Source organism: Ralstonia pickettii, assembly GCF_016466415.2.
Classification (GTDB): domain Bacteria; phylum Pseudomonadota; class Gammaproteobacteria; order Burkholderiales; family Burkholderiaceae; genus Ralstonia; species Ralstonia pickettii.
This window is the reverse complement of the sequence record NZ_CP066771.1, coordinates 1,854,929-1,867,973: the sequence shown is the minus strand read 5'-3', so window position 1 is coordinate 1,867,973 and position 13,045 is coordinate 1,854,929. Positions and strand designations below refer to the sequence as shown.

The 13,045-nt window shown below is 65.3% G+C and carries 12 protein-coding genes; all 12 read right to left on the bottom strand.

What is annotated here, in order from left to right; genetic code table 11:
* Positions 1-60: 60 nt before the first annotated feature.
* Entirely contained in the window at positions 61-651 is a 591-nt protein-coding gene (locus RP6297_RS08800) for a peroxidase-related enzyme (protein WP_009240956.1), read from the bottom strand.
* The gene (locus RP6297_RS08795; RefSeq protein WP_009240955.1) at positions 648-2,540 is read right to left on the bottom strand and encodes an acyl-CoA thioester hydrolase/BAAT C-terminal domain-containing protein; all 1,893 of its coding nucleotides are present in this window, start codon (positions 2,538-2,540) and stop codon (positions 648-650) included. Before RP6297_RS08795 ends, RP6297_RS08800 begins: the two co-directional genes overlap by 4 nt.
* Positions 2,541-2,545: 5 nt before the next feature.
* A complete protein-coding gene (locus tag RP6297_RS08790) occupies positions 2,546-4,114 on the bottom strand; it encodes an ABC transporter substrate-binding protein (RefSeq protein WP_009240954.1) in 1,569 nt (522 codons plus the stop codon).
* Between the two features lie 50 nt (positions 4,115-4,164).
* A complete protein-coding gene (locus RP6297_RS08785) occupies positions 4,165-5,166 on the bottom strand; it encodes an ABC transporter ATP-binding protein (protein ID WP_009240953.1) in 1,002 nt (333 codons plus the stop codon).
* Positions 5,163-6,167, bottom strand: a complete 1,005-nt coding sequence (locus tag RP6297_RS08780; RefSeq protein WP_009240952.1) for an ABC transporter ATP-binding protein — start codon at positions 6,165-6,167, stop codon at positions 5,163-5,165. Before RP6297_RS08780 ends, RP6297_RS08785 begins: the two co-directional genes overlap by 4 nt.
* Positions 6,164-7,093, bottom strand: coding sequence for an ABC transporter permease (locus RP6297_RS08775; RefSeq protein ID WP_009240951.1), 930 nt, complete (start codon positions 7,091-7,093; stop codon positions 6,164-6,166). The genes RP6297_RS08780 and RP6297_RS08775 overlap by 4 nt, the downstream gene beginning before the upstream one ends.
* Positions 7,090-8,073, bottom strand: coding sequence for an ABC transporter permease (locus tag RP6297_RS08770; RefSeq protein ID WP_009240950.1), 984 nt, complete (start codon positions 8,071-8,073; stop codon positions 7,090-7,092). Before RP6297_RS08770 ends, RP6297_RS08775 begins: the two co-directional genes overlap by 4 nt.
* Positions 8,070-9,569 (bottom strand): NAD(P)-binding domain-containing protein, encoded by a 1,500-nt coding sequence (locus RP6297_RS08765; RefSeq protein WP_009240949.1) that lies wholly within the window; start codon positions 9,567-9,569, stop codon positions 8,070-8,072. Before RP6297_RS08765 ends, RP6297_RS08770 begins: the two co-directional genes overlap by 4 nt.
* A complete protein-coding gene (locus RP6297_RS08760) occupies positions 9,566-10,540 on the bottom strand; it encodes a LysR family transcriptional regulator (RefSeq protein WP_009240948.1) in 975 nt (324 codons plus the stop codon). The genes RP6297_RS08765 and RP6297_RS08760 overlap by 4 nt, the downstream gene beginning before the upstream one ends.
* A 166-nt stretch (positions 10,541-10,706) precedes the next feature.
* On the bottom strand, positions 10,707-10,868 hold the full coding sequence (locus RP6297_RS08755) for an amino acid transporter (protein ID WP_009240947.1): 162 nt from the start codon (positions 10,866-10,868) through the stop codon (positions 10,707-10,709).
* Between the two features lie 102 nt (positions 10,869-10,970).
* Positions 10,971-11,588, bottom strand: a complete 618-nt coding sequence (locus tag RP6297_RS08750; protein ID WP_009240946.1) for a BPSL1445 family SYLF domain-containing lipoprotein — start codon at positions 11,586-11,588, stop codon at positions 10,971-10,973.
* Positions 11,589-11,900: 312 nt separating this feature from the next.
* On the bottom strand, positions 11,901-12,803 hold the full coding sequence (gene lpxO / locus RP6297_RS08745; RefSeq protein ID WP_009277570.1) for a lipid A hydroxylase LpxO: 903 nt from the start codon (positions 12,801-12,803) through the stop codon (positions 11,901-11,903).
* Positions 12,804-13,045: the final 242 nt, after the last annotated feature.

Sequence of the window (13,045 nt, the reverse complement as noted above, 5' to 3'; positions counted from 1 at the left end):
TGAACGAAAAAGCCGCAGGCGCAAACCTGCGGCTTTCTTTTTGGAGCGATGCCGCCTGGCTCAGGCCGCGCCCGGAGACACCGGTTCGCCCAGATTCAGCATCAGCCGATTCGCCCATGCAAAGATGGCCACGGCGTGTATCAAGTCGAGAATTTCTGCGTCGGTCAGGCCAGCGTCTTTGAGCGGCTGCAGGTCTTCGCCACGTACGTCGCCCGGGCGCATCGTCAGGTCGATCGAGAGCAGCACGATGGCACGCTCGCGCGCGTTCGTGCCCGCGATGTGCGGGTCTTCAAAGACCTGCTTGATCACGTCGTTGCGCTTGGCAAGCTGCTCGAAGCGCTGTGCGTGGACAGATGCGCAATACACGCAGCCGTTGACGCGCGACACCACCGCGCTGGCGAGTTCGCGTTCAGCGCGCGACAGGCCGCCCGGCGCATACATGATCGCGTTGAACGCCGCCGAGCGCTGACGCAGGATTTCGGGCTGGTGAACGAGAAACCGGTAGTAGTCGGACGTTTTCGCCTTCGGGTGGCTTTCTTCGAGCACGGCGATCTGCTCGGGCGTGGCACGGTCGAGGTCGACCACATCGAGCCACGCTTGCCACTCGAGCGATTCGTTGGTGAAGCCGTGGGCGCGGATGATCTCGGTCATGCTGCGGTCTCCGTGGAGGCGGTGGCGCTGCCGCTGCCGGCGGCTTCGCGAAGGGCGCGCAAGCCAGCGACGAGCCGCGTCTGATACGACATAAAGGCGATGAGCTGCGCGAGCGTCACGACGTCGGCCGTGGCCAGGCCCGCTGCGGGCAAGCGCAACAGCGCATCGCGGTCGCCCTCGATGGGGCGTTCGACGAGCGTGCGCGTGAAGGCGAGGATGGCACGCAGGCGGGCGTCGGTCAGCGTGTCGATATCGCCGTGGTCGACGGCTTGCAACGCATCTGCGTCGACCGGCGTATTCGCGAGGCGCGCGCGGTAGTGTTCGGCCAGTTCGGGCGCCGGGGTGAGGCGGCAGGCGTACAGCGCGACGAGCAGGCGTTCGCCCAACGTCAGGCCGGGCACGTCTGCGTCGAACAATGCGTCATAGCTGCCCTGCGTGGCCGTGGCGACCTTTTCGCGGGCATGGCGCAGCGCATGCGTGGCGCTGCCGTCGTCCAGGCCGGCAACCTGGTCGACCACATCGTGTGCGGGCGAGAAATCCATCGATGAAAGACTCCGAGAATCGGGTACGGACGCGCCGCGCGCGGCCACCGCGCTGGCGAGGAAGCGAAGCACTGCTGCCCACGACTGGGCGTCGGCGCGGGCGTTGGCACGCGGCTCGCCGCCGGCGGTGCTGATGCGGCCCGATACCGGATGCGCATAGACGAGCTGCGTGGTCGGCACATACGGAAAGACGATGGCGTGACCCGCGCCTTCGTAATCGAAATGTTGGACGGGGTAGGGGTGGCGTACCTCGGCCAGTTTGGTCGTCACCATGCGCGAGTAGTCGCTCGAAGGCCACGAGCCGTCATCGGTGGCGGAAAGCAGCAGCACCGGCCCCCGCGCACGTTCGATGCGAATGCGCGCGCGCGCCACCGCGTCTGCATCCTGCAGCGCGGTGCGGATGGCGCGTTCATGCCGATGCGGCGCAGGGCCTTCGTCAAACGGCGCCCAGGTCGCGGTGCGGTTGCCTTCCCACAGATGCGGCAGCGGCTGACCGCGATACAGCCACGTCGGGCCTTCGCGGCCCACAGCGGGGTCGGCGGCGTTCTGCCCGCTGTGCACGACGGCGCCCGGCACGTAACCGATGACCGCAGACACGGCTTCCGGGAACGTCGCGCCCAGCAGCAATGCCAGTTCACCCCCGCGCGACTGGCCGCTCACGGCAACGAAGTCGTGTAGCGGCTCCACGCGTTTGCGCAGCCAGGCAAGCGCACGCTCGAAATATTCCAACGGCGTATTCGAGATGTAGTCCGACAGCCCCGGTGCCTTGAAGTACGCCAGCGCGAATGCCGCATAGCCGTGCGAGGCATACAGCGCCGCGCGTGGCTCGTTGATGCCCCCACCCGAGCCGTTGAGGATGAGCACGGCCGGGCGCGGGCCCGGGTGCGCATACGGATCGGGCAGGTACAGCGTACCGACCAGACCGTACTCATTCTCCGGTGCGCGCACATCGTGGCGCGTCACGCCAGGTGCGGCCAGCCGTTGGACGAAGCTCGCATGGATCGACTCGCCGTTGGCCGTGGCCGTGAGCGTGGTCGTCAACGGCTCAGTGACAGCCAGCGGAAACACCTCGCGCGCCTTGCCGTCTTCCGGCCGCTGGCTCCAGATGACGCCCATCGCGCTGACGCCGGTGTAGTCACCCGAGACAGGCGCGTCGCGCGTGAGGTTGACGGTGCCTTGCGCATCCGCAACGAATGCGGCACGGCTGTGCCACAACACGCCATTGCTGCGACGCGTTTGCGCCACGATGCCGACCTGCGCGCCGGGCGCAAGCCCCGTCACGACGATGCTGCGCGATACGTCGATCAGGTCGTCTGTTGGCGTGACGCCGAGCGCGAACGTTCCCATGGCGCTTACTTGCCGTCCTTGGTGACCATTTGGGCTGCTGTGCGATCGCTCGTCATCGGCGTCACCTTCAGGCCCTTCTTGGCGGCCCACACGTTCTGGTAGTGGTACAGCGGCATCACGCCCACGTCATCCGAGACCAGCTTGACCGAATGGCGAAGAATGGCCGCGCGCTTTTCCACGTTGAATTCCTCGGTGGAGGCGTTCAGTGCGTTGTCGACAGCCGCGTTGCTGTAATGGCCCCAGTTGGATGCGCCCAAGCCCTTCTTGGTATCGACGGTGGCCAGCACGTTGACCAGCGCGTAGCTTGCTTCGCCCGTGCCGTTGCCCCACGCCAGCATGCTCATCGCATATTCATTCTTGTTGGCGCGGCCAGAGTAGACCGACCAGGGCACCACTTCCACGCGCGCCTTCACGCCGATGCGCGTCCAGAACTGCGCCACCGCCTGCGCCGTTTCCGGGCCTTGCGGATAGCGGTCGTTCGGCACGTGGATCACCAGGTTGAAGCCCTGCGGAAAGCCAGCGTCAGCCAGCAGCTTCTTGGCCTGCGCGGGGTCGTAAGCGATGTCCTTCACATCGGGGTTGTAGCCGTACGTGTCGGACGGCATCCATTGGTTGGCGACGGTGGCGGCGCCCTGCAGGATGCGGTCGACGATCGCTTTCCGGTCGATCGCGAGCGACAGAGCGCGGCGTACGCGCACATCCAGCAGCGGATTGTTCGGCAGCGGCTTGCCGTCGTTGCCGGTGATGTAGTCGTTCGGCCCCTTGCGGAAGCTTGGTTGCAGCAGCATCACGCGCAGGCCCGGATAGGCGAACACCTTCACGTTGGGCGACTGACGCAGGCGCGCCAGGTCAGACACCGACACCTTGTCGATGACATCGACTTCGCCTGAAAGCAGGTTGGCCGTGCGAGCGGCAGCGTTGTTGATGTAGCGGTAGTTGACCTTCTCCCAGAGCTGCTTGTCGCCCCAGTAGTTGTCGTTGCGCGCCATCACCACGCGATCGCCGGGCACATACGAGACGAACTTGTAGGGGCCCGTACCCACCACGGCACGGCCGGCGTTGTAATCCTCGGTGGAAGACTTCTCACCCACGTGCTTGCTGACGATGTGTACGGATGCCAGGTTCAGCGGCAAGTCCGGGCTCGGGATGGTCGTCTTGATGATGAGCGTGAGCGGGTCTTTGGCCGTGACGGACTCCACGGTGCGCAGATAGCCCGCGAACGTTGCCACGCTGCCCGGCACGCTGCGCGCGCGCTGGTACGAGAAGATGACGTCATCCGCCGTGAACGGCTGGCCGTCGTGCCATTTCACGTTCGGGCGCAGCTTGAATTCCCACGTCTTCGGATCCAGCGTCCTCCATGACAAGGCCAGGCCGGGCTGCAGCTTGTTCCACTTGTTCTCGACCAGCAAATCCCAGAAGTGCACGTCGACTGAGCGGTCGCCAGCGTGGTTGTTCAACTGCGGGTCGAGCGATGAGAGCGGATCGGCAAAGGCGATGTTCAGGGTTTGCGCGCTGACAGCGCCGGCAGCTGCAAACAGTGCAACAGCAAGCGACGAGGCAAGGAGGCGTTTCACGTGGGTTCCCTTTTTCCTGTTTTTGGAATCGTTGGCTTATTGAATGTCGTTCAGGTAGCGTCGTTCAGGTGGCACGCGCTGATGTGGTTGACCGCAATGCCGCGCAGCGTCGGCGTCTCGGTCTTGCAGCGGGGCATGGCGTGCGGGCAGCGCGGGTGGAAATGGCAGCCCGTTGGCGGATGCAGCGGGCTCGGCATCTCGCCCTGAATGGCGGTGAACGTCTTGTGACGGGCCGACAGGCGCGGAATCTCCGCCAGCAAGGTCTGCGTGTAAGGATGGTTCGGGCGGCGGAAGACTTCCTCCGCCGGAGCCGATTCCACCACGCGGCCGAGGTACATGATCACCACCCGGTCGGACAGGTGTTCCACCACGCCCAGGTCGTGGCTGATGAACAGGTAGGTCAGGTTGAGCTGCTCGCGCAGATCCATGAACAGGTTCAGGATCTGCGCCTGGATCGACACGTCCAACGCTGCCACCGCTTCGTCGCAAACCAGCATCGAAGGCTGCACCGCCAGCGCACGCGCAATGCCGATGCGCTGGCGCTGGCCGCCGCTGAACTGATGCGGGTAGCGGTCGCGCAGGGCTGGGTCCAGGCCGGCGCGTTGCATCTGCGCGGCCACATAATCGGCAAAGTTGGCGCGGTCGGTCAGGCCATGCACGCGCGCCGCTTCGCCAACGATTTCTTCCACGCGCAGGCGGGGGTTGAGGCTGGCGTATGGGTCCTGGAAGATCATCTGGATCTTCAGGCGGGCCGCGCGGGCTTCGTCTGCCGTGAGCATGTCGATAGCCTTGCCGTCCACGCGCACCTCGCCGGCCGAGGGCGGCATCAGGCCCGCAGCAATGCGGCCGAGGGTGGATTTGCCGCAGCCCGATTCGCCGACGAGGCCGACAACTTCACCTGGTTGGATCGCAAGGTCGACGCCATCAACAGCACGAACGATTGCAGGCGGATGCGCCAGGCCAAAGCGTTGCAAGACGCGATCACCCGCACCGACCTTGCGATCGCCAAAGCGTTTGCTGACCTGCTTGAGTTCAACGAGCGGCGTGCTCACGCGACCTCCCGCGAGGACGCGTGCTGCGCGCCGGGATGGAAGCAGCGGACGAGGCGCCCCGGCAGCGGTTGCGTGATTTCCGGCGCGACGCCGCAGACCTCGGTGGCGCGCGGGCAGCGTGCTGCAAACGCGCAGCCTGCCGGCAGCGACAGCAGGTTCGGCGTCATCCCGGGAATCTGGCGCAGGCGCTGGCCGCGGCGGTTCTCGCTGGGCAGGCTGTCGATCAGGCCCATGGTGTAGGGGTGCAGCGGGGCATCGAGCACGGCATCGACGGGACCGTGTTCGACGATGCGCCCGGCGTACATCACAGCCACCTCGTCAGCCAGGCCGGCCACGACAGACAGGTCGTGCGTGATCCAGATCAGCGCCGTGCCGTGCATGCGCGCGAGCTTCTGCACTTCCGACAGGATCTGCGCCTGGATGGTCACGTCCAGCGCCGTGGTCGGTTCGTCGGCAATGATCAGGTCGGGCCGATGCAGCATCGCAATGGCAATCGCCACGCGCTGGCGCATCCCGCCGGAAAGCTGATGCGGATACGCCCGCAGCCGCTCTTCGGGACTCGGAATGCCCATCAGGCCGAGCGTGTCGCGTGCATGGTCCCACGCCTGCTTGTGGCTCATGCTGCTGTGCGCGCGCACGGCCTCGATCATCTGGGCATCGATGCGCAGCACGGGGTTGAGCGTCATCATCGGGTCCTGGAAGACCATGGCGATGCGATTGCCCTGCAGCTTGCGCAATTCGCGCGGGGCGAGCTTGGTGAGGTCGCGGCCCTGGTAGAGAATCTCGCCGCCGACCACGCGGCCGGGCGGGTCCACCAGACCCATGATGGAGAAACCGGTGACGGACTTGCCTGAGCCGGACTCGCCGACCAGCCCGAGGATGCGCCCGCGCGCGAGCGAGAACGACACATCGTCCACCGCCGGCAGCACGCCTTCACGCGTGAAGAAATGCGTGCGCAGGTTGCGGACTTCGAGGGTGGTCGCGTTGGTGGGCGCCATCATCGCTGCGTCCTCGGGTTCAGCACTTCCCGCAGGCGGTCGCCCACCAGGTTGATAGCCACCAGCGCCAGCAACAGCGCGATGCCCGGATAGAAACTGATCCAGTACTGGCCTGAAAGCATGTATTGGTATCCGTTGGAAATCAGCAGGCCCAGAGACGGCTCGGTAATCGGCACGCCCAGGCCCAGGAAGGACAGCGTTGCCTCCAGCGTGATCGCGCGCGCGACCTGCAGCGTGCCCACGACGATCAGCGGCGGCAGGCAGTTCGGCAGGATGTGCCTGAGCGCAATGCGCCAGCCGGGCAGGGCGAGCGAGCGTGCGGCTTCCACGTATTCGCGCCGACGCTCGACGAGGGCCTGGCCGCGCACCGTGCGCGCGTAATACGCCCACTCCAGCAGTACGAGCGTCAACACGACATTGGTGATGCTCTTGCCGAGATAGGCGAGGATCATCATCGCCACCAGCACCGACGGGAACGACAGCAGCAGGTCGACCGTGCGCATGATGATGCTGTCGACGCGGCCACCGGCATACGCCGCGATCAGCCCGAGCAGCGTGCCGATCACCGCCGCTACGGCCGCCGAACCGATCCCCACGCCCAGGCTGATGCGCAAGCCATAGAGGATGCCGGAGTAGAGGTCACGCCCCTGGCCATCCGTCCCGAGCCAGTACGTGAACGTCCCCAAGCCATTCGGCGAACCCGGTGGCAGACGCGAGTCCAGCACGTCGAGCTGCATCAGGTCGTATGGGTTCTGCGGCGTGATCCACGGTGCGGCCAGCGCGGCCAGCATCAGGATCACGACCACGGCGAGCCCAAAGACGGCGGTCTTGGATGCCAGAAAATCGGACACCACACGCCGCCACGGCGATTGCTTGCGCGGGGCGACCACCGTCGCTGCGGTGGTGGGTTGCGGAGTTGTATTCATCATGCAGCCTCCGCGCTGTCCGCCGCACGCACGCGCGGGTCCAGCAGCCGATACAGGATGTCGACGATCAGGTTGAGCGACACGAACAGGCACACCACGACGATGAGGTACGACACGATGACCGGCCGGTCCAGCGAGTTGATGCTATCCAGAATGAGCTTGCCCGCGCCGGGCCACGCAAAGATGCTTTCCGTCACCACCGCAAAGGCGATGGTCGAGCCCAGCTCCAGGCCCAGCACCGTCACCAGCGGGATCAGCGTGTTGCGCAGCACGTGCGCCAGCACCACGCGCAGCGGTGACAGGCCCTTGGCACGCGCGAACTTCACGAAATCCAGCGGCAGCACCTCGCGCACGCCGGCAGAAGTCAGCCGCAGCACCAGCGAGAGCTTGAACAGCGACAGGTTGACCGCCGGCAGCACGAGGTGCCGCAGCCCATCGACCGTCAGCCACGACCATTCGATGCCGAACAGGCGCGCCGTTTCGCCGCGCCCGCTCGCGGGCAGCCAGCCGAGGCTCACGCTGAACGCCATGATCAGCATCAGCCCCACCCAGAACGTCGGCAGCGAAAAGCCCACCACGCTGCCCGTCATCAGCAGGCGCGATACCGGATGGCGCGGATACAGCCCCGCGAACAGCCCAAGCGGCACGCCGATCACCACCGCGATGATCAGCGCAGAAAACGCCAGCTCCAGCGTGGCCGGCAGGCGTTGCAGGATCAGCTGGATGGCCGGTTCGTTGTAGACGAAGCTCTTGCCCAGATTGCCGTGCAGCGCGCCGTTCAGGAAGGCGAGGTACTGCTCCCACAGCGGCTTGTCGAGACCCAGCTCGGCAATGATGCGGGCGCGGTCGATCTGGTCTACGTCCTGGCCGATCAGAATGTCGACCGGGTTGCCGATGGCGTGCAAGCCGATGAAGACGATCACCGTCATCACCAGCACGACCAGCAGCGCCTGGCCGATGCGGCGGAGTAACCAACCTGTCATCGCGCAGCCTCCTGGCCGGAAGTAGCATTTGCTTCCACGCCGGGCGGCGGGGCGGGCGTCCATTCATCGCCAAAGATTTCCGGCTCGGCGTAGGCCTGGATGGCGGCGTAGTGCGCGTCGATGTCTTCCTGGTACAGCAACCCGGCGATGCCCTGCGCCAGCCGCTTCGCACCTTCGCTGATGGCCGGGATGTCGCCCGAGACGCTGCCGTGCGTGACGGACGCGGGATAGCAGAAGCAATGCACGCGCGACAGGCCAGGCAGCGTGCCGGGCGTTTTCTCGCGAAATTCGAACGCGTGCCCGAGGTCGGGTGAATCGGCGAGTTCTGCATCTTCCTCGCCGGGGCGCGGTGTGTAGCGGTCGCGCCATTGGCGAATGTGCGGTGCCAGTGCGCTGAACTCCGGGCGCGAGGCCCAGTCCGTGCGAAAGCCCGTCGAGAAGATCAGGAAGTCCAACTGGAATACGCCCTTGGTTGTGGCCACGTGCAGCACGCCGTCGTGCTCGTCGACGCCCAGGATGCCGCAGCCCAGGTTGAAGCGCGCATTCGGATGCCGCGACACACGCAGCGTGCTGCCGCGCGGCGGGGGCACCTGCTCGACATTGATGTAATGGCGGATGCGCCATTTCCATGCGTCGGGCAGATACAGGTGGCCGTGCACGAGCCCCGGGCTGCCGGCCCCCTTGCCCTTGTTCACGCGCGGCAGGTCGGGGCGACGGATCAGCATGTCGACGCTGGCGGCACCGGCTTCCAGCGCCGTTGCGGCCGAATCCATCGCGGATGCGCCTGCGCCGATCACGCCTACGCGCTTGCCCGCCAGCGTGCCGTAATCCATCTCGTCAGACGAATGCGCCCACCAGCGGCGCGGCAGCCGGCGCGCAAAGTCCGGCACGGATGGGCCGCCAAGCCCGTCCCGGCCGGTGGCCAGCACCACGCGGCGCGCAAACACGCGCTGCGTCGGTTGACCCGGCGCGTCGATCAGCAATTCAACGGCGCCATCCACGCGCGGGTGGATCGCCTTCACGTGGTGTTCGTTGCGCACGTCGAGCTGCAGGACGCGGCGGTACCAGCGCAGGTAGTCCATCCATTGCAGGCGCGGGATCTTGTCGAGCACCTCCCACGCATCGGTGCCGAACTGCGCTTCAAACCATGCGCGAAACGTCAAGGTCGGCAGGCCAAGCGCAGGGCCGGTCAACTGCTTTGGCGAACGCAGCGTTTCCATGCGCGCCGTCGTCGCCCACGGGCCTTCGAAGCCGGCGGGCGAGCGGTCGAACACCACCACGCCGATACCGAGATGCTTGAGCGATGCCGAGGCAGCCAGGCCTGCCATGCCGCCCCCGATGACGGCCACGTCCAGTACGGGTTGCCCTTCTAACGTGTGGGGCAGCGTCCAGTTTTTTGCGGGGAGTTCGAGCCAGGAGAGGTCCTGGTGCAAACGCGCTTCGAGCGCTGCGAGCCCGGTCACTTGCAGCGCATTGTCTTCTTGTGCAGCGGTCATGCGGACGCGCCTTCGGTTTCGTTGATGGATTCGCCATACAGCACCTGCAGCATGCTGGCATGGCGTGCCGGATCGTGCAGCTTGCAGTCCGGCAGCAGACGCTGCGCCGCGCGCGCGAGGGCGTCGGTCAATGAGGTCACCGCCGCCGACGGCCGCCTGGCCTCGGGGGTGATCACGCCAAAGAAGAAGGGGATGTCGGCGTCGATCGGGCGCACGGTCACGCCGTCGATCGGCACGCCGTATGCCGTCACAGGCTCCAGCAACGCGACGCCCAGGCCCGCGCGCACGGCGGTCAGCGCATTCAGCGAGGCGTTGGTCTCGATGAGGGCGGTGGGCTCTACGCCGGCCTTCGCCAGCGCCTGGTCCAGACGGCGGCGCAGGCGATACGGGTTGTGCATCGTGATGATGCGCTGTCCGGCGCAATCGGCCAATGCCACGCGCTTGCCGGCGGCCAGCGGGTCGTGTGTCTGCACGGCAGCCACGCACGCGGCTTCGCCGATCCAATGCACGGTTACGCCGCGATGCTCCAGCGGCAGGCTGCTGAGGCCAAGGTCGGCAGCGCCGGTGAGTACGGCATGCACAACCTGCTCGGGCGAGGCGCTGCGAATCTGGATGTGCTGCCCGAGCCCCGGTTCATCGGCCAAGGCAGCGGGCAGCAAGCCGGCCGCCAATGCGGACGTGGCTGCCAGGCGCAGCGGGCGTGCCTCGCCGCGCGCGATTTCTTCGGCACGGGTGCGGATCTGACGTAAGCTGATCAGCGTGTGCTCAACGTCTTCGTACAGCAGGAAACCCTGCTCGGTGGGCGAGACGCGCGGCCCCGCGCGTGTGAACAGGGCGTAGCCGATCTCGGCTTCCAGATCCTGGATGAGCCGGCTGATGGCGGGCTGCGAGCGTCCCAGCAGCTTGCCCGCCGCAGTGACACTGCCGGTCGACATGACCGCGGCAAAGGCTTCGAGTTGTCGGAGTTCCATCCGCCTGTTTGATCCCAGTCATGCATGTGGTTCATGCATCCTGGTAGAGGCAATATGCGAATTCCAAATAGTATTTTCTTATGTACTCATGCGTTTTGCGCTGGCAACCGCTATGTCTTGCGGTACAGCAACTGCCCAGGCAGGCCCGCGCAGCAGCGCCCACACTTTATCTGACGAACGTGCCGTTCGGGCCGATCACCGTCGACTCGACATCGTTCGGTCCTTTGCGCAGGTTGGGGCCGTAGCGAATGTCCAACCCACCGAGGTCAATCGTGCCGGCTGATTCCAGTCCTGCGACACAGCCGGCGCGTGTCAGCGACTTTTGCATTTCCCCAGGACTGCAAACTTGCCGCACCGCTTCCTGCCGGGTTCTGCCCAAAAAAAACCGCCGTACGAGACGGCGGCATTGGCGCGTTGCGCGAAGTGCAGATCAGTTGTTCTGCTTCGTGATCTTCGTGCCTTCGATCGACGCGCCGGCCATCAGACCTGCGTTGGTCAGGTTGAAGCCGATGATCGGTTGCTGCGCGGTGTTGGTATCGACCGCGCCGTTCACGCCGATCTTTGCCAGGGCCACGGTGGCATCCACGCCGGCTGTCCAGCCTTGGCTCGCCTGGAATTTCTGCAGCGCTTCGTCCGTCATGAACAGGATGATCAGCGCACGCGACTGCGCGCCGGCCTGGAAGCCTACCGACGCCGAGGCGATGTTGTAGTAGCCCAGCGGACGGCCGCCGCCGGTGCGCAGCACGCCTTCGCCGTACTGGCCGCCTACCACGAAGCCGGCGTTCAGCACCGACGGGAACACCAGGACGCCCTTGGCGCGTGCCACCAGCTCACGCGAACCGCTGGCCGTGGTGTACAGGCGCGACAGCACGGAATCGGCTTGCGAGTTGGTGGTGGCGTGCTTGTTGGTGGACGACATCACGTCGGAGCCCTGCGCATTCGGGCTGGTCGTGGTACACGCGGCGAGCTGGGTACCGAGCAGTGCGACAGCAGCAAGCGCGGCGGCGCGGGTGACGATGGTCTGGCGGCTAATGAGGTTCTTTTTCATGGCGATCGATCTCACTGTCTTTGTTGTTGACGAGGGACACAGGCACACGCGTCCCCGCTCTGACTCGGTCCCGTGCAATCAGCATGGGTGTCAGCCAAGGAAAAGCAAGCGGCGTGCCCGCCATATCGCATAAGCGCCGGAGCGCTCAATTCCTGACATTAGGCGAGATTTGTGCCCCATGTGGCGCTTTTGCTTCACAGCTTTGTAAAAACGCAAGCCGACTGCAATGCGGGTAGCTTTTTCATGCGCAACAAAAAACCGGCGCTTCAGGCCGGTTCTTTGTGCAATGCAGGAGACGGGCAGGATCAGCGGTCAGATCCAGATGATCAACGCCGCCACGCCAATGATCAGGCCGAACTTCACCACGTAGTAGACCTTGCGGTTCCACGCCTTGAAGCGACGGCGGTACTGGCCCATCACCCACACATAGCGGAACAGCTTGTTGATGCCGCCGGTCTGGTCGCCCTCATCGTTGGGCGAGCTGGCGGCGGTCATGACCTTGCGGCCCAGCCATTTATTGATGCGCTGCGCCCAGCCGAACTTCATCGGGCGTTCGATATCGCAGAAGAGGATCAGGCGGTCCTTGTCGGAGGCGTTTTCTGCCCAGTGCAGATAGGTCTCGTCAAAGACCACGCCCTGGCCGTCACGCCAGCTGTGGCGCTGGCCGTCGACTTCGATGAAGCATCGGTCATCGTTGGGCGTGGCCAGGCCCAGGTGATAGCGCAGCGAGCCGGCAAACGGATCACGGTGCGGGTTCAGCTTGCCGCCCGGCGGCAGCTCGGCAAACATCGCCGCCTTCACGCTGGGCAGATCGCGCAGCAGCGCGACGGTCTGCGGGCAGAGCTGTTCGGCAGAGGGGTGATGCGCTTCATACCACTTCAGATAGAAACGCTTCCAGCCATTTTTGAAGAACGAGTTGAAGCCGGCATCGTCGTTCTTTTCGGCGGCTTTGATCTTGCGCAGGTTGATGAGCGCCAGGCCTTCGTCGCGAATCTGCGGCCACGCGGCCTGCAGTTTTTCCAGATCCGGAAAGCGCTCGACCGGCACATACGGCGTCTGCGGCACGCCCGAAAAGGCGTACATGAAGCAGTTGACCGGCGCGACCACGGCCGAGTGGTCGAACATCTGGCGCCAGAACTTCAGGCGCACCTTGCCGCGAAAGTGCACGTACAGAATGGAGCCCAGATAGAGGGCCACGATAATCCACTTGATCAAGGCGATTTCCTTGCCGCACAGGGCGGTCAGCAATTGAGTGCATGCGCTGTTGGCGCAAACCGCCATTTTACCCGGGGCCGCGCTGCGCCGCGTTGACTTCGGCCAACAATGCACCGTGGTTTTGTGACCCCACGTTATCGTTTGCGCGCACTTCGTAATGTGGAACGTCGGTGTCGATTTGTCGCGAAATGTGCGCCGCGTTCTACAATTCCGTTCTCGTCCGGCGGCATCTGGTCGCGGAC

Coding starts and splice junctions, on each gene's coding strand:
- RP6297_RS08800 (WP_009240956.1), bottom strand. CDS start 651: ATGACCGAGATCATCCGCGCCCACGGCTTCACCAACGAATCGCTCGAG.
- RP6297_RS08795 (WP_009240955.1), bottom strand. CDS start 2,540: ATGGGAACGTTCGCGCTCGGCGTCACGCCAACAGACGACCTGATCGAC.
- RP6297_RS08780 (WP_009240952.1), bottom strand. CDS start 6,167: ATGATGGCGCCCACCAACGCGACCACCCTCGAAGTCCGCAACCTGCGC.
- RP6297_RS08775 (WP_009240951.1), bottom strand. CDS start 7,093: ATGATGAATACAACTCCGCAACCCACCACCGCAGCGACGGTGGTCGCC.
- RP6297_RS08770 (WP_009240950.1), bottom strand. CDS start 8,073: ATGACAGGTTGGTTACTCCGCCGCATCGGCCAGGCGCTGCTGGTCGTG.
- RP6297_RS08765 (WP_009240949.1), bottom strand. CDS start 9,569: ATGACCGCTGCACAAGAAGACAATGCGCTGCAAGTGACCGGGCTCGCA.
- RP6297_RS08760 (WP_009240948.1), bottom strand. CDS start 10,540: ATGGAACTCCGACAACTCGAAGCCTTTGCCGCGGTCATGTCGACCGGC.
- RP6297_RS08755 (WP_009240947.1), bottom strand. CDS start 10,868: ATGCAAAAGTCGCTGACACGCGCCGGCTGTGTCGCAGGACTGGAATCA.
- RP6297_RS08750 (WP_009240946.1), bottom strand. CDS start 11,588: ATGAAAAAGAACCTCATTAGCCGCCAGACCATCGTCACCCGCGCCGCC.